This window comes from Prevotella heparinolytica, assembly GCF_004342845.1.
GTDB lineage: Bacteria > Bacteroidota > Bacteroidia > Bacteroidales > Bacteroidaceae > Bacteroides > Bacteroides heparinolyticus.
On record NZ_SLXB01000003.1, the window covers coordinates 120,492 to 140,662 of the forward strand.

Annotated in this window: 19 protein-coding genes and 1 tRNA gene; 7 read left to right on the forward strand and 13 right to left on the reverse strand. The window is 46.7% G+C overall.

What is annotated here, in order from left to right; genetic code table 11:
* The first annotated feature begins 9 nt into the window (after positions 1 to 9).
* Positions 10 to 498: a dihydrofolate reductase gene (locus EV202_RS02950; protein ID WP_131925327.1), complete on the forward strand. Its 489-nt coding sequence runs from the start codon at positions 10 to 12 to the stop codon at positions 496 to 498.
* Positions 499 to 500: 2 nt separating this feature from the next.
* Here EV202_RS02950 and EV202_RS02955 read toward each other — a convergent pair whose 3' ends face one another.
* Entirely contained in the window at positions 501 to 977 is a 477-nt protein-coding gene (locus tag EV202_RS02955; RefSeq protein ID WP_106070482.1) for an Lrp/AsnC family transcriptional regulator, read from the reverse strand.
* Positions 978 to 1,209: 232 nt separating this feature from the next.
* Between EV202_RS02955 and EV202_RS02960 the strand changes: the two genes are divergently transcribed.
* Positions 1,210 to 2,487, forward strand: a complete 1,278-nt coding sequence (locus EV202_RS02960; protein ID WP_131925434.1) for an IgA Peptidase M64 — start codon at positions 1,210 to 1,212, stop codon at positions 2,485 to 2,487.
* Between the two features lie 25 nt (positions 2,488 to 2,512).
* On the forward strand, positions 2,513 to 3,049 hold the full coding sequence (locus tag EV202_RS02965) for a GNAT family N-acetyltransferase (RefSeq protein WP_131925329.1): 537 nt from the start codon (positions 2,513 to 2,515) through the stop codon (positions 3,047 to 3,049).
* Positions 3,050 to 3,234: 185 nt separating this feature from the next.
* Here the strand turns inward: EV202_RS02965 and EV202_RS02970 are convergent, their stop codons facing one another.
* The 9 genes from EV202_RS02970 to EV202_RS03010 all read right to left on the reverse strand — a co-directional run bounded on the left by EV202_RS02970 (position 3,235) and on the right by EV202_RS03010 (position 9,212).
* A complete protein-coding gene (locus EV202_RS02970) occupies positions 3,235 to 3,699 on the reverse strand; it encodes an ExbD/TolR family protein (protein ID WP_007210400.1) in 465 nt (154 codons plus the stop codon).
* Positions 3,699 to 4,289, reverse strand: coding sequence for an ExbD/TolR family protein (locus tag EV202_RS02975; protein ID WP_106068989.1), 591 nt, complete (start codon positions 4,287 to 4,289; stop codon positions 3,699 to 3,701). The genes EV202_RS02970 and EV202_RS02975 overlap by 1 nt, the downstream gene beginning before the upstream one ends.
* Positions 4,290 to 4,324: 35 nt before the next feature.
* Complete coding sequence (locus tag EV202_RS02980) at positions 4,325 to 4,810, reverse strand: hypothetical protein (RefSeq protein ID WP_106068990.1); 486 nt, start codon at positions 4,808 to 4,810, stop codon at positions 4,325 to 4,327.
* A 5-nt stretch (positions 4,811 to 4,815) separates the two neighbouring features.
* Complete coding sequence (locus EV202_RS02985; protein WP_131925331.1) at positions 4,816 to 5,631, reverse strand: MotA/TolQ/ExbB proton channel family protein; 816 nt, start codon at positions 5,629 to 5,631, stop codon at positions 4,816 to 4,818.
* 81 nt (positions 5,632 to 5,712) lie between these two features.
* Positions 5,713 to 5,800: transfer RNA gene (locus tag EV202_RS02990), tRNA-Ser, on the reverse strand.
* A gap of 161 nt (positions 5,801 to 5,961) precedes the next feature.
* Entirely contained in the window at positions 5,962 to 6,741 is a 780-nt protein-coding gene (locus EV202_RS02995; RefSeq protein WP_131925333.1) for a TatD family hydrolase, read from the reverse strand.
* A 14-nt stretch (positions 6,742 to 6,755) separates the two neighbouring features.
* Positions 6,756 to 7,451 carry a hypothetical protein gene (locus EV202_RS03000; RefSeq protein WP_131925335.1) on the reverse strand — a complete coding sequence of 232 codons (696 nt, stop codon included), beginning with the start codon at positions 7,449 to 7,451 and terminating at the stop codon, positions 6,756 to 6,758.
* A gap of 18 nt (positions 7,452 to 7,469) precedes the next feature.
* Entirely contained in the window at positions 7,470 to 8,444 is a 975-nt protein-coding gene (locus EV202_RS03005; RefSeq protein WP_131925337.1) for a polyprenyl synthetase family protein, read from the reverse strand.
* Positions 8,445 to 8,525: 81 nt separating this feature from the next.
* The gene (locus EV202_RS03010; protein WP_106068995.1) at positions 8,526 to 9,212 is read right to left on the reverse strand and encodes an energy transducer TonB; all 687 of its coding nucleotides are present in this window, start codon (positions 9,210 to 9,212) and stop codon (positions 8,526 to 8,528) included.
* Positions 9,213 to 9,477: 265 nt separating this feature from the next.
* On the opposite strand from EV202_RS03010, the gene cmk reads away from it, so the two are divergent.
* The 3 genes from cmk (at position 9,478) to pfkA (ending at position 12,252) form a co-directional block, all read left to right on the forward strand.
* Entirely contained in the window at positions 9,478 to 10,170 is a 693-nt protein-coding gene (gene cmk, locus EV202_RS03015; protein ID WP_106068996.1) for a (d)CMP kinase, read from the forward strand.
* A gap of 94 nt (positions 10,171 to 10,264) precedes the next feature.
* Positions 10,265 to 11,128 (forward strand): 4-hydroxy-3-methylbut-2-enyl diphosphate reductase, encoded by an 864-nt coding sequence (locus tag EV202_RS03020; RefSeq protein ID WP_106068997.1) that lies wholly within the window; start codon positions 10,265 to 10,267, stop codon positions 11,126 to 11,128.
* Between the two features lie 143 nt (positions 11,129 to 11,271).
* Positions 11,272 to 12,252 (forward strand): 6-phosphofructokinase, encoded by a 981-nt coding sequence (gene pfkA / locus EV202_RS03025; RefSeq protein ID WP_106068998.1) that lies wholly within the window; start codon positions 11,272 to 11,274, stop codon positions 12,250 to 12,252.
* 390 nt (positions 12,253 to 12,642) lie between these two features.
* Here the strand turns inward: pfkA and EV202_RS03030 are convergent, their stop codons facing one another.
* The 3 genes from EV202_RS03030 to EV202_RS03040 all read right to left on the reverse strand — a co-directional run bounded on the left by EV202_RS03030 (position 12,643) and on the right by EV202_RS03040 (position 17,458).
* Entirely contained in the window at positions 12,643 to 13,986 is a 1,344-nt protein-coding gene (locus EV202_RS03030) for a citrate/2-methylcitrate synthase (protein ID WP_131752198.1), read from the reverse strand.
* Between the two features lie 73 nt (positions 13,987 to 14,059).
* Positions 14,060 to 15,211, reverse strand: a complete 1,152-nt coding sequence (gene icd, locus EV202_RS03035) for an NADP-dependent isocitrate dehydrogenase (protein WP_131925339.1) — start codon at positions 15,209 to 15,211, stop codon at positions 14,060 to 14,062.
* Between the two features lie 3 nt (positions 15,212 to 15,214).
* The gene (locus tag EV202_RS03040; protein ID WP_131925341.1) at positions 15,215 to 17,458 is read right to left on the reverse strand and encodes an aconitate hydratase; all 2,244 of its coding nucleotides are present in this window, start codon (positions 17,456 to 17,458) and stop codon (positions 15,215 to 15,217) included.
* Between the two features lie 653 nt (positions 17,459 to 18,111).
* On the opposite strand from EV202_RS03040, the gene EV202_RS03045 reads away from it, so the two are divergent.
* Positions 18,112 to 20,013, forward strand: a complete 1,902-nt coding sequence (locus tag EV202_RS03045) for an AAA domain-containing protein (RefSeq protein WP_131925343.1) — start codon at positions 18,112 to 18,114, stop codon at positions 20,011 to 20,013.
* Positions 20,014 to 20,171 lie beyond the last annotated feature (158 nt).

Below are 20,171 nucleotides of genomic sequence, written 5' to 3' on the forward strand. Positions count from 1 at the left end.
GAAAGAATTATGGTAAGTATCATCGCCGCCATCGACCGCCACATGGGCATCGGTTATCAGAACAAACTGCTGTTTTGGCTTCCGAACGATTTGAAACGCTTCAAGGCCCTAACCACCGGAAACACAATCATCATGGGCAGAAAAACATTCGAATCTTTGCCGAAAGGAGCTTTACCCAATCGGCGCAACATAATTCTCACTTCCCGCAAAGATGCGGTTTACCCCGGAGCGGAAGTTTTTTCTTCACTGGAAGATGCATTGAACAAATGTAGACCCGACGAACAAATTTACATCATTGGCGGTGCAAGTGTTTATCGTCAGGCGCTCCCCATTGCCGATGCCCTCTGCCTGACAGAAGTAGATGCAGAAGCTCCTCAGGCCGATGCTTACTTTCCGGCAGTGGATTCGGAAATATGGCAAGAAAAAAGCAGGGAGTCTCACTTTGCAGATGAGAAACATCCCTACCCTTATGCCTTTGTCGACTATATCCGCCGATAAAATCAATCTTTCCCTTCTTCTATCTCTATCGGCATCTGACGCTTGATGGCTTCGTGGAATGAAATCAAGGTTTCAGTACGTGCCAGTCCCAACGGCTGCAACTTATCGTGTATGATGCTCAGCAAATGGTGGTTGTTGCGGGCATAGAGTTTTATAAACATATCGTATTTGCCCGTCGTGAAATGACATTCCACAACTTCCGGAATAGCTTCCAAGGCCTTCGTCACTGCATCGAAAGAGGCGGGATCCTGCAAGAAAATGCCAATATAAGCACACGTTTCATAACCTATCTTTTCAGGATCGATGACATATTCAGAGCCTTTCAATATACCCATGTTAGTAAGCTTCTGAATGCGCTGATGAATGGCTGCTCCCGACACATTGCAGGCTCTGGCCACTTCAAGAAAAGGAATACGTGCATTATCGGCAATAAGCTTCAATATCTGCTCGTCTAAAGTATCCAATTGATGATGTCCCATTTTAAGTTTTAAATGATTAATAATCCGATAATCTCCGTATATCCATACAGAGACATGCAAAGTAACTATTTTTTCGCCAATAAAGATACGGTTTATTACTTTATCTTGCAAAAAAAGAATAATATTTCCATCCCAAATGCCCAAATAGACGCAGCCTCTATCTCTTACGAACGAAAAATTGCAGATAAACTTAAAAAAACATATCTTTGTGGCAACACCAATTACAGATGCCATGAAAAAATATACCTTATTTTTATTATGTATAGTTGCAGCGTCAGCTATGCGTGCCCAAAGTTTTGCCCACTATTTTGCGGATAAGTCTCTGCGTGTAGATTATATCTTCACCGGAAATGCCAACAAACAGGAAATATGCGTGGATGAATTGTCTTCTCTCCCCGGCTGGGCAGGAAGAAAGCACCACTTAGCCGAACTTCCGCTACAAGGAAACGGACAAATCGTAATGCGCGATGTGATGAGTGACAGCATAATCTATAAAACCTCGTTTTCTTCGCTCTTTCAGGAGTGGTTGGAGACAGACGAAGCACAAAGCGTAAGTAAAGGGTTTGAAAATACATTTCTCCTCCCTTACCCGCTGCGTCTGGCTGAGATAGAAATCAAAATCCTCGACCCACGCAAAAACACCCGTACCAGCCTGAAGCATTTGGTCAACCCCGACGATGTCCTGATACATCAGAAAGGAACAGCCCATGTCACGCCACATTCCTATTTGCTGCAAAATGGCAGCCCGGATAAATGTATAGACATTGCCATTCTTGCAGAAGGATATACCCTTGATGAAATGCCGCTATTCCATCAAGACGCAACCATAGCCTTCGAAGCCCTGTTCTCGCACGAGCCTTTTCAATCCATGAAAAAGCACTTCAATGTTGTGGTGGTGAACAGCCCATCGGAAGACAGCGGAGTGAGTGTACCCCGTCTCGGAGAGTGGAAAAGAACGGCATTCAGTTCACATTTCAGTACATTCTACTCTGACAGATACCTGACAACCTCACGCGTCAAATCCATACACGATGCCCTGGCGGGTATTCCATACGAACATATCATTATCCTGGCCAATACAAAAGAATATGGCGGAGGCGGCATCTACAACTCCTATACATTGACAACAGCCCATCACTCCATGTTCCGCCCTGTTGTAGTACACGAGTTCGGACACAGCTTCGGCGGACTGGCAGATGAATATTACTACGACAACGATGTGATGACAGACACCTATCCATTGGACATAGAGCCGTGGGAACAGAATATCACTACACAGACAAACTTTGCATCCAAATGGCAAGACATGCTGGTGAAAGGAACTCCTATTCCTACTCCCGTTGCTGATAGTAAGAAATTTCCCGTAGGTGTATATGAAGGAGGTGGATACTCTTCCAAGGGTATTTATCGACCGGCAGACAACTGCCGCATGCGTACCAACGAATGTCCGGAGTTCTGTCCGGTTTGCCAGCGAGCCATTCGCCGTATCATCCGGTTCTATACCGAATAAGTTCAAGAAAGGATTTAAATCGACAATGATAAGACTGCAACGCATAACAACAGCCGACACAACCTTGTATCACTACATGGAAAGACTTATGATTGCTTCCTTCCCTCTGGAAGAGTATCGGGAACCTGAGGAGCAGCGCAAGAACACAGACACTCAAACTGCGTTTCATAGCAACATCATTTTCCAAGATAACGAACCGATAGGTTTCATTACCTATTGGGACTTTGAACAGTTTTATTACATAGAGCATTTTGCCATCTCCCCCGAACATCGCAACGAAGGGCATGGTAAGAATGTGTTGAAGCACTTATGCCGACAGTTAGAATGCCCCATCGTGTTGGAAGCAGAAATGCCAAAGGAAGAAATAGCACAACGTCGCATTCTGTTTTACCAACGCAATGGCTTCTCCTTATGGGAGAAACCTTATCAGCAGCCACCCTACAAGGCAGGCGACAGCTATCTCTCCATGCGGCTCATGGTACATGGAGACATGCGATGCAGCGATTCTTTTGATATCGTAAAGGAACGCATCTACCGCGAAGTCTACAATATAAAGCAATAACAGGCACTTGACGAAGCACCTGTCCACAATTGGAGAAAGGGGGGCATACTGCAAAAAATAACTTGGAGGGGAGGAATCTCACTCCCATAACAGACTTTCCAGGATACTCCAATAATTAGTGTGCATAAAAAATAAAGGTCACTTGGCATTCCAAACGACCTTTATTATAATTAAACCGAGACTACTTACTGACGCGGTTGCGCAGAGTAGTTAAGTTTCAATGCATAAGCTTTACGAAGAGCTTCTTTGATATCGGTCACGATACCCATCTTCGTATCTTGGTCTACTTTTAAAGAAACAGTCATTTGCGGCTGATCTTCCTCTTTCATACTGGCACGTTCACCAATAATGTAATCCTGAATTTCAGCAACTTCAGCATAGCTGTCGTTCAATTGGATACGGCTCTCATTACCTAATTTCTTACGAAACTCAGCAGTAGGTTTTCCTACGTAGATAAACGTAACCAAAGATTTCTTTTCAAGTTTTTCCAATTCTGTGGCTTGCGGAACCTTAAACTCAACCTTTAATGTTACCTCACGCATCGTTGTTACAATCATGAAGAAGAACAACAAGGTGAAGATAAGGTCAGGCAGAGAAGAAGTGTTCAACGCCGGCATCTCACGTTTACCAGTCTTATTAAATTTTCCCATTACTTCTTTTCTCCGTACTTTTTAGGTTCTGCCTCAGAAATCTTCTGAGAATATATTTCACGAATTGCATCTTGTTGCTCTGCATCCAAATCTGCATATTTCTTCTGCCATTTTTCCTGAGCCAGTTCATCGCGCAACTCATTATAAGCTGCCACTAACTCGTTCTGTACGGCCAAATACGCCTTATATGAAGAGCCACGGTCACAACGCAAAGAAATCACATGCCCATCCGTAACTTGAACAGTACCGAAGAAAGCAACATTCTTAGAGATCTTTTCCGGTTTTGTTTCATCATTATACGGGTTAGCAATAAACTCTTTCGTTTTTGCACGCAATTGGTCTACACTGATATATTCATTACCACACATTAACTGGTCGTTCATATTCAGGAAGACTTGCAATACGTTACGTTCTTTCTTCTTCACATCATCCATTTTCTGTTCTTTTTCTGGCGGAGGTGGCAAACGTCTTGCCAAACCACGGTCAGTATCCATAGATGTTGTAATCAAGAAAAAGATCAGCAACAGGAACGCAATATCCGCTGTAGAACTGGAGTTAATATCAGGTACTTTTCTTTTTCCTTTTGCCATTGTAATTACTTTTAGATCGGGATTGCCCCAATTAGTTATGATAATCTCTTCTTAACACTACTAAAGATGATAGCAAGCACTGTTGCACCAAACAATATGTAGATAGAGTAAAGGAACATATCAGTAATCTTCAACCAGAAAGGAACATTATCTGCACCATCATAACCCGGAATATTGAGCGGTTGCTCACTACCCATAACCCAAGCTACAATAACCACTGCAGCTAATATTATTACACCGACTAAAGACTTCAATGCTTTTCCCGGGTTATCTTTCAAGGCCGAACCAAATTGGAACAAGAAAGCAACCACCGTAGCAACCACTGCCAAAAAGAGCAAACCGTACATCAAGAAGATCAAACTGTCTGTTTGAGCCGGTTGCCACATTTCTGCGTCAACGCTCGCCAATACTGCATCGCCCTGAGCATCTCCACCGAAATAGAACAAGCCCAACACTGCCAAAATGACAGCAAACATGGCGTAGAGTATGTAATATGATACTTTATATGATAACTTAGCCATCTTAATTATTTTTTGTATTTCAAGTCATATTTGATAACCATATCCAACAGAGAGATAGAAGAGTCTTCCATTTCACTTGTCAGAGCTTCAATCTTAGACAGGATGTAGTTATAGAACACCTGCAGAATCAAAGCAACGATCAAACCGAAGATAGTAGTGATCAAAGCAACCTTCATACCACCTGCTACAACCGTCGGAGAGATATCACCTACTTGTTGGATTTTATCAAATGCCTGAACCATACCGATTACAGTACCCAAGAATCCCAAAGACGGAGCCATTGCAATGAACAATGTGATCCAAGAGCAACCTTTTTCCAAATAACCGGCTTGTACACCACCGTAAGATACTACAGATTTTTCTACTACATCAATACCTTGTTCGATTCTCATCAGACCCTGATAGTAGATAGAAGCGATAGGACCTCTTGTGTTGCGTGCAATGTCTTTAGCGGCTTCAACGTCACCTTTTTCCAAAGCAGCCTCAACAGCAGCCATAAACTTCTTAGTATTAATTTCAGCCAAGCTCAAGTAAATAATACGTTCAATACAGAAAGCAAGACCGATAACCAATGCGATGGCAACCAAGCTCATGAAAGAAGCAGTACCTTCAATAAACTTTGTTTTGAGTTCTTTATGAATACCACCTTCTTCACCTTCAACAACAGCAGGAGCAGCAGCTTCGTCAGCAGCGGATGCTACAGCAGCAGCTTCAGCTTGTTCCGTTTGTTCAGCAGCAGGAGCTTCTTGAGCCTGAGCAAGTTGAGTTGAGCCAAATGTTAAGACTCCCATCACAGCAACAATTGCAAATAACTTTTTCATTGTGTGTCTAATTTTTAAGATTAATTAATTGATTTGTTTATTATAATTTATTTATTTATCTCTTATATCCTTTTTCAATCGCGGAGAGACGGGGATTCGAACCCCGGATACCCTTTAGGGGTATACACGCTTTCCAGGCGTGCCTCTTCAACCACTCGAGCATCTCTCCTCGTACGCCTTCTCTGAAAACGGGTGCAAATTACAAAAAAAATGCGAACCACAAGTGATTTCAGCTACAAATGTATTCTTTTTTTTGTTGTTCCAGCCTATTCTCTTCGTTTTATATTGAATAAAATATCAAAATTAATAAACTTTAAAATCTCCGTGAGGTTATTCAAGCACTCTGAACACCTTAAATACAGCGTCAGAAGTAAGCTGTGCCACGTATTCCGGAGAGCAATCGTACACTTGAGCCACCTTCAGCAGTGTATCTTTCAGGTATGCACTCTCATTCCTCTTACCTCGATTGGGAGCCGGCGTCAGATAGGGCGAATCTGTCTCTAACACAATGCGTTCCAGCGGAATTTCTTTCAAAACTTCGGGTAAAGTAGATTTTTTAAAAGTAACCACCCCATTGATGCCAATCACAAAATCAGAGAACTCCATAATTCGGCAAGCTTCCTCCAATGTTCCCGTGAAACTATGGAAAATACCTCTGAGGGTAGTATCCTGATAAGGTTTCAATACATTATATATATAGTCAAACGCCTCCCGACAATGAATCACCACCGGCAAGTCATATTCCAAAGCCCATTCAATCTGCCTGTTCAGCGCCATTTCCTGCTCTTTCAGAAAGGTTTTGTCCCAATATAAATCCATGCCGATCTCTCCAATCGCTACATATTCCTTCGATGAGCCCAGTTCCCGGGCCATCACTTCCAATTCCTGCACATAATCTGCATTCACAGAGGTGGGATGTAAGCCTATCATCGGATAACAGTATCCCTTATACGCTCTGCACACTCGAAGCATCGGTTCGATAGTGGTACTGTCAATATTAGGCATAAAGATATGCGTGACCCCCGCAGCACAGGCACGAGCCATCACTTGCGGTAAATCCTCCTTGAATTCTTCTAAAAAAAGATGGGAATGTGAATCAACTAATCTCATTTTTCAGTTTGCTCCTAACGTTTCTCTCCGGAACGGTAATAATACACAAGTCCGTAATCGCGGCACAAATCCAACCGTTCTTCATTGGGGGAAACCTCTATATACTTTTCTTCAACCTGATTCCAAATATCCAGAATCAACCCATCCGCCTCTGCGCGCATTGATGCTAAAGTTTCCAGACTACGTGCCGTTAAAGACTGATAATTCCGTTGCTTCTCATAACTATCCATGAAAATATCATAATGCACCCTGACTTTCGCTATTGTGGGATTGTAGATCGGTATGCCCCCTTGAGAAATACGCCGTGTCTCCCCATCCACTATTTTGCGCCCCCATTCCACCAATGCCGACTCTGTGGACAAATCCGGCACATTATTCTTACTATCTTCCAAGCCATAATATGCCAAATGCGCCGTGCGCACTTCCGAGCGTATGACAGCCAAATGCAAGACCTGAATAAAATGGGAAAGATACAGACGAGCAGTCTTCACATTCATCAGATGCTTACGTCCGGCTTGCGCCTGACGTTCAAAACATTCCATGTAATAAGCTTGCGCCGCCTCAAACTTGGTAAGAAAATTACGGGCCTCGGTCAGGCTTTTCAAAGACACGGCCAAATCATAGACGTTACACACCTCTCCCTTGACGACCACTGCTTTCAGTGCCCGTATCCTTGCTTGGTCTGTATTCGGCAATCTTCTATATGGCATGCTTATCCCGGTTTATTATTATACTTCTCTATGCATCAGTTCAGTCATCAACAGTTCGAGTTCCTTTTTCTTTTCGTCCGTCACTTTAACAGCCGCAAGGCTCTTCATCGCACGTTCAGAATACTCCTTCATTTTTTGTTCACAGAGTTCTCTGACACCGATCTTATTGTACAAATCAGTGACCGCTGCTATTTTTTCCGCCGGAGAGAACGAAATGGCATCCACCCATGCATTCAGTTGCCGACATTGCTCATCATCCGCATGTTCAAACGCCTTTATCAACATATAGGTCTTCTTGTTGCACAAGATATCGCCTCCAATATTTTTTCCGAAAACAGCTGCATCACCATAAACATCCAGAAAATCATCTTTCAATTGAAAAGCAACACCCAGATTCATACCGAAATCATACAAATATTCTGCATCTTCGACAGAAGCACCACCTAAAAGAGCACCGATCTTTAAACTTGCAGCCAGCAACACTGACGTCTTCAGGCGTATCATCTCCAGATACTCCTCCTCTGTCACGTCTTTCCGTCGTTCAAACTCCATATCCAATTGTTGTCCTTCACAGATCTCCAATGCTGTCCGACTGAAAAGCTCCATCACTTCCTTCAGATTTTCTTCCGGACATTGAGCCATGAATTGATAGGCCATCACAAGCATTGCATCACCCGAAAGGATAGCCGTATTGTCGCCCCACACTCGATGTACCGTATCCTTTCCGCGACGGCGGTCAGCACGATCCATCAAGTCGTCGTGCAAAAGCGTATAGTTATGATATACCTCGATGCCCGTAGCCGGAGCAAATATACGGGTTATGTCTTCGCGATACAGATTGTAGGCCATCAGCATCAGCACCGGACGAATTCTTTTTCCACCCATTGACAGGACATAAGCAATAGGGGTGTACAATCCCTGAGGGGTACGAGTGAACTGCAATGCCGAAATATGAGCATTGATTCTTTCTAAAAGCGTAGAAGCTGCAAACATTCTCTTCTTTTCAAAATTTAAGGAACAGAGGTAAAGAAAAAAGGCTGCATTCCGGCAGCCTCTTTCCATTTCAGATATCTTTTACTGCAATCTAAAGGTTACAGGTACCGTATATTTCACACGTACCGGTTTACCACGTTGCATACCCGGTTTCCACTTCGGCATACCCATAATCACACGGACAGCCTCTTTGTCCAAATACGGGTCAACACCTCTCAGCACTTTAGCGTCGACGATACCACCGTCTTTGTTAACCACAAACTGTACGGTCACACGACCTTGAGTTCCGTTTTCTTGTGCAATAGTGGGGTACTTAATGTTTTTGCTCAAATACTGCATCAAACCTGCCATACCACCCTGTGGGAATTCCGGCATATTCTCTACAACCTCGAAGATTGTCTGTTCTTCCGGTTCTTCTTCTGCCACAGTCACAGGAACATATTTGATTGTTACAGCTTGGTTCAATTCTTCGGAAGATACAATTGCTGTTTCCTGAACGTCAGCTTCATTCTCCACAATGGTCAACGTTTCCGCAATGGAAGGAGCTTCGGGAGGTGGAGGAGTAACCTGTTCCGGTTGCTCCGTAATAGGAACGATTTCCTCTTCAAATACTAAGTCGGTAAGAGCCTGGCTCGTATCAATCTTGATATCGCGTTTTGTCCATTCAAACGCTACAAACATGAAAGCGAGCACAATTACATAACCGACCAACAGCCAAGTCGACTTTTTGTTCTCCAAGTCTGCCTTAGGTGATTTCTTAATTTCCATAATCTATTGTTATATAATTAGTGTTTCCCATTTGGGGCAAATATAGCACTTTTCCTATAAATGCACATATCCCGTTGCCTTTTTTCACACAAAGGACTTTTCATTTTCATTTTTTTAATCCTTCAAAAGCCTACACATGCTTTTGTGGCACAAATGTAGCGAGATATTTTAAAAATGCCGTATCTTTGGCAGGATTTTTAATGCAACATTGAGATTTTCTTTTTGTAGGTATCACCCTATTATATTACTTAGTGCACAAAGAATTATGAAAAAGATAACAATAGCAATCGATGGTTTTTCCTCTTGTGGGAAAAGCACCATGGCCAAAGACCTTGCCCATGAAATTGGTTATATATATATAGACAGTGGCGCCATGTACCGTGCAGTTACACTATATAGCATAAAGAATGGCATTTTTCAGGACGACCGTATAGATACGGAAAAGCTGAAAAAGCTAATCGATGATATCCATATTTCTTTCCGTTTGAATCCGGAAACCGGACGACCGGACACTTATCTGAATGGTGTAAATGTGGAAGATAAGATACGTACAATGGAAGTCTCATCACGTGTCAGTCCCATTGCCACACTGGACTTTGTACGTAAAGCCATGGTAGCGCAACAGCAGGAAATGGGAAAAGCCAAAGGCATTGTCATGGATGGGCGAGACATCGGCACCACCGTATTTCCGGATGCCGAACTGAAAATCTTCGTAACGGCTACTCCCGAAATCCGAGCACAGCGTCGCTACGATGAGCTGAAAGCCAAAGGAGAAGAAGCCTGCTTCGACGAGATTCTTGAAAATGTAAAACAAAGGGATTATATCGATCAAAACCGCGAAGTAAGCCCACTCCGTAAGGCCGATGATGCCTTACTGCTGGATAACAGCCACATGACCATTCTCCAGCAAAAAGAATGGCTGGCCGAACAGTTCAAACGGGTTACAGAAAGCAAATAAAGCGAGATAACATATCCGCTCCGTGTCAACTCCGTATCTATTATAAGGTACGGAGCAGACACCGACATTACACATAGAAAAAACGGAATCTGTTATGGCAAAAGTGGAAATAGACGAAGGGTCAGGCTTTTGTTTCGGAGTTGTCACCGCAATACATAAAGCCGAAGAGGAACTGGCAAAAGGGGAAACCCTGTATTGTCTGGGAGACATCGTGCACAACAGCCGCGAAGTGGAGCGCCTGAAAGCAATGGGCTTAATAACAATCAATCACGACGAATTCAACCGCCTGCACAATGCCAAAGTGTTGCTGCGTGCCCACGGAGAACCACCTGAGACGTATGAAACAGCCCGGCAGAACAATATTGAAATCATTGATGCCACCTGCCCGGTCGTACTCCGTCTGCAAAAGAGAATAAGACAGGAGCATAGTAAGGATGACAACAAAGACAAACAGATTGTTATCTATGGGAAGAACGGACACGCCGAAGTTTTGGGACTGGTAGGGCAAACTTCAGGAGAAGCAATCGTCATCGAGAAGCCGGCAGAAGTAAAAAAACTGGATTTCAGCAAAGATATCCGCCTCTATTCTCAAACGACCAAGTCCTTAGACGGGTTCGGAGATATTGTGAAATACATCGAAGGACATATATCCCCGGATGTCACATTCGAATCATACGACACCATCTGCCGGCAAGTGGCCAACCGAATACCCAACATCCGGCGATTTGCAGCTTCGCACGACTTAATCTTTTTTGTCAGCGGCAAGAAAAGTTCCAACGGTAAAATGCTCTTCAGCGAGTGTAAGAAAGTCAACCCCAATTCGCATCTGGTAGATAATGCCGAAGAGATAGACCAATCTCTGCTTGCAGGCGCAAATTCCATCGGCCTTTGCGGAGCTACTTCCACCCCGAAGTGGCTGATGGAGGAAATTTCCGAAGCAATAAAGTCGAAACTTTAAGGTCTGTTTGTCATCCGTTTGGAACAGCAAATTAACGTAAATTATCAACCACAGCTTCAGCTTTTTATTATCTTTGCGCCATCAAAAAAAACAGGCATGCACACGGATGTGCGGCAATTATTAACACTAAACAAAAGATTGTTATGGGAATGGTTAAGTGTATTGGCATCTTGACATCGGGAGGCGATGCTCCGGGAATGAATGCGGCTATACGGGCCGTGACACGTACCGCTATTTACAACGGACTATCAGTGAAAGGCATATATAGAGGTTACAAAGGCTTGGTGACAGGCGAAATCAAAGAATTCAAAAGCCAGAATGTCAGCAACATCATCCAATTGGGAGGCACTATCCTAAAGACGGCACGCTGTAAAGAGTTCACCACTCCCGAAGGGCGGCAGATTGCATACGAAAACATGAAGAAAGAAGGTATCGACGCTTTGGTGATCATTGGTGGAGACGGCTCCCTGACCGGCGCCCGCATCTTTGCTCAAGAGTTCGACGTGCCTTGCATCGGATTGCCGGGAACCATTGACAACGATTTGTATGGAACAGATACCACCATCGGGTATGACACGGCATTGAATACGATTCTGGATGCTGTCGACAAGATTCGCGATACGGCCACTTCGCACGAACGTCTGTTCTTTGTGGAAGTGATGGGGCGCGATGCCGGCTTCCTTGCCTTGAACGGCGCCATTGCTTCCGGAGCAGAAGCGGCCATCATCCCGGAATTCAGTACGGAAGTGGATCAATTGGAAGAATTTATCAAGAACGGATTCCGGAAGTCCAAGAACAGCAGCATCGTATTGGTGGCTGAAAGCGAGCTGACAGGCGGCGCCATGCACTATGCAGAACGCGTAAAGAACGAATACCCCCAATATGACGTGCGCGTCACCATTCTCGGACATTTGCAGCGAGGCGGAAGTCCCACAGCACACGACCGTATCCTTGCCAGCCGTTTGGGTGCGGCAGCCATCGATGCCATCATGGAAGGACAGCGCAATGTCATGATTGGAATCGAGCACGACGAGGTGGTATATGTTCCCTTCACCAAAGCCATCAAGAATGACAAGCCGATAAAAAAAGAACTCGTCAATGTCTTGAGAGAACTATCCATCTGATAGAAATCCAAACACGCATGCAGAGAAGATTCGGACTTTCCTTGCATGCAGATAAAAATAATACGGATTATGCAGTGTTCGCGGATAAGGATAATTTTTTCCGTCCCCCCCTGCATAATCCGTATTTTTTTAAGTCATCTTTGTCTATAGCCCGGTTCACCTTTCCTAAGGTGCGGACTCACCTTTCCTAAGATGCGGGCTTACCTCCCTTAAGGTGCGGGCTTATCTCCCCTAAAGTGCGGGCATACGCCTCCTAAAGTGTGGGCATACGCCCAACCAAGTGCGGGCTTAGGATTGCACAAGTGCAAAGTGCCGAATTACATTGAATGCAAACAGGAGGAGTTCGCCCGTCGCATCTTCGGATTATCCCCCAAAAACGGGAGATATGCCTCACCGTTTCTTGATGGGTATATACGTCACGTCGTCCAACACATTTTTATAAGCAGGACGAATGATGCGCTTCCCTTCAAAATTCAGTTCTTCATTGCGATGGGCGCACCAACCCACAATGCGCGCCATGGCAAACAGCGGAGTAAAGATTTCCTGCGGCAATCCAATCAGTTCGTAAACAAATCCTGAATAGAAATCGACGTTGCTTGAAACGGTCTTTCCATTGTTCTTCACACGGCCGAAGACGTCGATGGCACGCTCTTCCAACAGCTCCAGAAACGCAAACTCACGTTCTTTGCCTTTTTCGCGGGCAAGGTCGCGGGCAAGCTCTTTCAGCAGAATGGCACGCGGATCGGAAATGGTATAGACGGCATGGCCGATGCCATAAATCAATCCGGTCTTATTGTACACCTCTTTATTGAGCATCCGGGTAAAATAGGTGTCAATCTCATCGACACTCGTCCAATCCCGGATGTTTGCCTGCAAATGGTGGAACATATCGGCCACCTGAATATTGGCGCCACCGTGAAGCGGGCCTTTCAAAGAACCGATACCTGCCGCAATGGCCGAGTAAGTATCAGTTCCGGTAGAAGAGGTGACACGCACGGTGAAGGTCGAGTTATTACCACCGCCATGTTCGGCCTGAAGCACCAGCAACAGGTCGAGCGTGCGGGCATCCAGTTCCGTATAATCTTTTTTCAACATATATAGGAAGTTCTCGGCAATGGAAAGATTCTCCTGCGGATGACGGATATGCAATGAGCGTCCATGAGTGGCATGGCGGAGCATATTGTAGGCATAGGCAATAATGGTTGGGAACTTAGAGATAAGCTCGATGCTTTGCCGCATCAGGTTGTCGCGGGAGGTATCGTCGGCATCCGGGTCGAAACGATACATCTCGAGCACGCTGCGCGAGAGGATATTCATGATGTTATTCCCTTCGAGTTCGATGATATTCATCTTTGTTTTCTGCTCCAACGGCATATTGTCATTAATCAGTTCGCAGAAAGAAGCCAGCTCCTCCTTGTCGGGCAGACGGCCGGAAAGCAGCAAGTAGGCCACTTCTTCAAAGCCGAATCGTTTCTCCTTGATAACGGCATGCGCCAAATCTTCCACATCATAACCGCGGTAGAACAGCTTGCCGGGAATGGGTTTCAGTCCCCCGCCGGAAATGCGCTCGTAACCTACCACATTACCAATTTTGGTCAAGCCCACCAATACGCCCGTACCGTCTTCATTACGCAAACCGCGTTTCACATCAAACTTCCTGAACAATTCGTTCTCGATACGGGCAGCTTCCTTCAGATCTTCGGAAAGCTTATAAATCAAATATTCCTTTTTCATGATATCTACTTATTATTATAACTTTTCTCCTACCCCCGATAGAAGAGAGAGGCTGAGGAGTATTCTTGTTTTATTACTGTTTCGCTATTCTTTGCACAATTTCTTCTGTAAAGGCCGAAGTGCCGAGCGAAACGCCTCCGGGCATGAAACGGGCCAAATCGGCTGTTGCACGGCCTTCCGTGAAACTGTCCTCCAATGCCTTTTCTATCAACGAGGCGGCTCCCTGCCAACCTAAAAAATCAAGCATCATCACTGCCGACAAGATGATGGAACAAGGATTCACGATGTCCTTGCCCGCAATGTTCGGAGCCGTTCCGTGCGTAGCCTCAAAAATGGCATGCCCTGTCCGATAGTTGATGTTTGCTCCCGGAGCGATGCCTATTCCGCCCACCATAGCGGCCAATTGGTCGGAGATGTAGTCGCCGTTCAGGTTCAGCGTAGCAATGACGGAGTACTCTTCGGGAATAAGCAAGGTGTTTTGCAGGAAAGCATCGGCAATGCAATCCTTGATAACCAGCCGCCCTTCTGCTATTTCTTTGCCGAATTCCCGTTCGGCCAGTTCGTAGCCCCATTTCTTGAAACCTCCCTCCGTGAACTTCATGATGTTTCCCTTGTGCACCAATGTCACGGAAGGCAACTGATGGTCGAGGGCATAGCGGCAAGCGGCACGCACCAGACGCTCCGTGCCTTCTTTCGATACCGGTTTCACGCCAAACGAAGACGATTCGGGGAAACGGACTTTCGTCACTCCCATTTCGTCGTGCAGGAAACGGTAGAACTTCTCGGCTTCAGGAGTTCCGGCCTCCCACTCTATGCCGGCATAAATATCTTCGGTGTTCTCGCGAAACACACACATATCCACCTTCTGCGGCTCTTTCACCGGCGAAACGATGCCCTTATACCAACGCACGGGACGCTGACAAACGTATAAATCGAGCGTCTGGCGCAACGCCACATTCAAAGAACGGATTCCGCCTCCGACGGGCGTAGTCAACGGCCCTTTGATACCCACTTTGTAGGTACGGAAAGCTTCCATCGTCTCTTCCGGCAGCCACGAGCCGGTTTCATTGAAAGCCTGTTCGCCCGCCGGCACTTCTTTCCATTCGATGCCTCTGCGGTCGCCATAGGCTTTCTTGACAGAAGCATTCACAACAATCTGCATGGACGGGGTCACTTCCTTCCCCACTCCATCTCCGGTAATAAACGGTACGGTAATTTTTTCCATAATCTATCGTGCATTAAGAGCAGAGCCGGCACGGAACCAACCAATCTGCTGTTCATTATATGTATGTTGTACTTCAAAACTCTCGCTACTGCCGTCTTCGTGATGAAGAGCAACCGTCAGCCGGCTTCCCGGAGCAAGTTTTTTCAAGCCGGTGACTGAAATCAGGTCGCGCTCCCGAATCCGGTCATAATCCGACTTATCGATGAATGTCAATGCCAACATGCCTTGTTTCTTCAAATTCGTCTCGTGGATGCGGGCAAAGCTTTTTGCCAGAATGACACGCACGTTCAGGAAACGCGGCTCCATGGCAGCATGTTCGCGACTGGAACCCTCACCGTAATTTTCTTCGGCCACGACAATGGTGCGAATACCTTCGGACTTATACATCTTGGCTGTGCCCGATACCGTTTCGTACGTATGGGTGGAACGGTTCCAGACACTATTCGTCTCTCCGTTGAAGGCATTGACAGCCCCCATCAGCATATTATCCGAGATATTCTCCAGATGTCCGCGAAAACGAAGCCACGGCCCGGCCATCGAAATATGGTCAGTGGTACATTTTCCCTTTACCTTAATCAGTAAAGGCATCTCAGGCAACTCTTCGCCGTCCCACGCCGGGAACGGAGCAAGCAACTGCAAACGCTCCGAACGGGCATCGACCGCAATCTCCGTCTTCGCTCCACCGGGTGCAAGATAGCCTTCGCGACCGCCGATAAAGCCATTCCGGGGCAATTCCTCTCCGACCGGTTCGGATAGTTTCACCTGTTCTCCGTCGGCATTCGCCAATGTGTCGCGCAGAGGGTTAAAGCAGAGATCGCCCGCAATGGTCAGCGCCATGGTCATCTCAGGAGAAGCCACAAAGGCAAACGTATTCGGATTGCCGTCGGCACGTTTCGCAAAATTACGGTTGAAGGAGGTGACAATGGAGTTTTTGCGTTCGGGGTCATCGGTGTGGCGTTTCCACTGGCCGATGCAAGGGCCGCAGGCATTGGCCATAATCGTTGCGCCAATCCCCTCAAAAGCGGCAATCATCCCGTCTCGGTCAGCCGTTGCGCGTATCTGCTCCGAACCGGGATTGACAATCAACGGAGAGGCCACTTTCAGATTCTTTTCCTTCACTTGGCGGGCAACGGAAGCTGCACGGCTCAAATCCTGATAGGACGAATTGGTGCACGAGCCAATCAGGCCCACCTCCATCTTGCGCGGATAATTGTTCGCCACTACCGCTTCGGCAAACTTCGATATCGGCGTTGCCGCATCGGGGGTAAACGGACCGTTGACGTAAGGCTCCAATGCCGAGAGGTCTATTTCGATAATGCGGTCGTAGTACTTTTCCGGATTTGCCATCACCTCCTCGTCTGCGCGAAGCTCGGCCGCAACATCGGCCGCCATTGCCGCCACTTCCGCACGCCCGGTGGCCTTTAAGTAAATATCCATGCGTTCATCGTAAGGGAAAAGCGAGGTAGTGGCTCCTACTTCCGCACCCATGTTGCAGATGGTGGCCTTTCCGGTGGCCGACAGCGACGCTGTTCCCGGCCCGAAGTATTCAATGATGGCATTCGTCCCTCCTTTCACGGTAAGAATACCTGCCAATTTCAGTATAACGTCTTTAGGAGCAACCCAACCGCTCAATGTCCCGGTCAGGCGCACTCCTATCAGGCGCGGCATCTTCAGTTCCCATTCCATGCCGGTCATCACATCCACGGCATCGGCTCCACCCACGCCGATGGCCACCATGCCCAAGCCTCCGGCATTAGGCGTATGAGAATCGGTACCTACCATCATTCCGCCCGGAAACGCATAGTTTTCAAGCACCACCTGATGAATGATGCCTGCCCCGGGCTGCCAAAAGCCGATACCGTAGCGCGAAGAAACATTGCAAAGAAAATCATAGACTTCTTCATTCGTTTTCGTAGCGGTAGCGATATCCTCTTCAGCCCCTTTGTTGGCTTGAATCAGATGGTCGCAATGAACGGTAGAGGGCACGGCAACCTGTTCACGACCGGCATTCATGAATTGCAATAAAGCCATTTGTGCCGTGGCATCCTGCATGGCCACGCGGTCGGGACGGAAATTTACATACTCTTCCCCCCGTCCGTAGTCTTTTACCTTACGCTCATCATATAAATGGGCATATAATATTTTCTCTGTTAAAGTCATCGGACGTTGCAATATATTCCGGATATGTTCAATCTTTCCTACATAGCTTGCATAGAACGTCTTGAGCATCGTTAAATCATAAACCATAGCCTTACTTTCTTAATATTCCAATTTTATAAAGATTACAATTAAAAGGTTTAACAAAGCAAAAAGGTAAAGAGTTTAACCAAAAAAGCTGTTTTGTGACATAAAAACGGAAAGTCTTTCTGTTTTTTGCTCAGTATCATTCGGCAAATCTTTAAAGGATATTATTCTGTTTGCAAGAGGAGTGTACCTGAGGGAGAAACGGTTTCTTTTGCTGAAGATTGGGGCTGCATCCTATCGGGCAGATATTTCTTGAATGCACCGGTTTACAGCGGCCGGGCAGAAGAGAGCTTTTACGCCCACCTGCCCTCCTCCCCCCCCCTGTTTTGACAGCTGCAAGCCTTTGTCGTGACAGAGGCAAGTGTCCAATCCGACAGACACTTGTGTTTGACGTGACAGACACAAGTGTTTGAGCCGTCAGAGGCAAGTGTCTGACAGGGCAGGGGCAAACGTCTGATAACCAATGCGCTTCGACTTTAAAACACAAGCCGCTGGTGAGGGTATCGACCTGCTTCTTATCCCGAACCCAGGTAGGAGCATAAAGAGTTATACCGCAAGCCAAAAGAAGGGAACTGACCGAAAAGAAGCTCAAAAGAAACAGAAAAACTTGTGAGGAAAATTTAAAACATGCTCTAAGAATAACTACCTTTGCAGGCATGAAAGAACAAGAAACGAACAGCCCCATCATACACCTCCAACGGCAACAAAACTTGCTGCGCATGGAGTATGAATACGAAAAGGAAGAATTCAAGAGGCAGACAGAGAACATGGGTGTTGCCCGAAAAGTCAAACGGGGACTTTGCTGGCATCCCGCCACTCCGGGACGGAGTTACTACAATTCGTTGAATCAGTTGGTGATAGAGATTACGCGCACTGAAGACACCGACATAGAACACAGTTTCGAGTTCGGACGCCCCATCTGTTTCTTCCGCCAATCGGCCGATGGGAAAATCATCTATATGAATTTCACCGCTACCGTCAGCTATGCCGACGACACGCGCATGGTGGCAGTGATGCCCGGAGCGGGCGCCATCATGGAGGTGCAGGCCGCCGATAACCTCGGCGTGCAACTCTACTTCGACGAAACGTCCTACCGCACCATGTTCGAAGCATTGGAAGACACGCTTCGTGCCAAAGGCAACCGGCTGGCCGAACTGCGAGACATCTTGCTGGGCAGTGCGAAAGTCGGATTCAGGGAACTCTATCCGGTGCGCTTCCCGTGGCTGAACGCTACGCAGGAAACGGCAGTGAACAAGGTGTTGTGCGCCCGCGACGTATCCATCGTGCATGGCCCTCCGGGCACGGGGAAAACGACGACGCTTGTAGAAGCCATCTACGAGACACTGCACCGCGAACCTCAGGTATTAGTATGCGCCCAAAGCAACACGGCCGTCGACTGGATATCGGAGAAATTAGTGGACAGGGGCGTTAATGTGCTGCGCATCGGCAACCCTACCCGCGTGAACGACAAAATGCTCTCCTTCACCTACGAACGACGTTTTGAGAATCACCCTCTCTATCCCGAATTATGGAGCATCCGAAAGAATCTGCGCGAGCTGGGCGGACGTGCCCGCCGGGGCAGCTACGACGAGCGCGAAAGCGTGCGCAACCGCATGAGTCGCCTGCGCGACCGTGCCACGGCACTCGAAATACAAATCAATGCCGAACTTTTCGACAGCGCACACGTCATTGCATCCACCTTGGTGAGCAGTAACCACCGCCTGCTCAACGGACGCCGCTTCGGCACGCTGTTTATCGACGAAGCCGCCCAAGCCCTCGAAGCCGCCTGCTGGATAGCCATCCGCAAAGCAGACCGCGTAATATTGGCCGGCGACCATTGCCAACTGCCACCTACCATAAAGTGCCACGAGGCTGCCCGTCGAGGTCTGGAACAAACGTTGATGGAGAAAACCGTAACTAATAAGCCATCGGTCGTCTCTTTATTAAAAGTGCAGTATCGCATGCACGAAGACATCATGAAGTTCTCTTCCCAATGGTTCTATAACAATGAACTGGAAGCTGCTCCCGAAGTGCGCTACCGAGGCATTCTTGACTGGGACATCCCTATTAGCTGGATAGACACCTCCCGAATGGATTTCAAGGAGGAGTTTGTAGGAGAAACTTTCGGGCGCATCAATAAGGCGGAAGCCGATTTGCTTCTGTCGCAACTGAAGGCCTATATAGAGCGAATCGGCGGGAACCGTATTCTGGAAGAAAGGATTGACTTCGGTATCATCTCTCCCTACAAAGCACAAGTGCAATACCTTCGCAATAAGATAAAAGGTGATGCCTCTTTAAAGCCTTACCGCAGCTTGTTCACCGTACATACGGTAGATGGTTTTCAGGGACAAGAACGCGATGTCATCTTCATCAGCTTGGTTCGTGCCAACAACGAAGGACAGATAGGATTCCTGAATGACTTGAGAAGAATGAACGTAGCCATCACCCGTGCCAGAATGAAACTGGTGATACTGGGAGACACGGAAACCTTGAGCCTTCACGTTTTCTATAAAAAGCTGCTGGACTTCTGCTCCTCACTCACAAAGAGAGGATGCTAAAACTTAAACGAGCCGTCGGCATACATACCATTTGCTTTCATTACCCCTAAAGCCGATTACGATGAAAGAAACACCACGCACTTCCAACCCCGAACCCCTTTCAGGAAAAGAAAAACATTTACCTCTTTGAGAACTCTCCTTCGCGCTCCGGCTTGCTA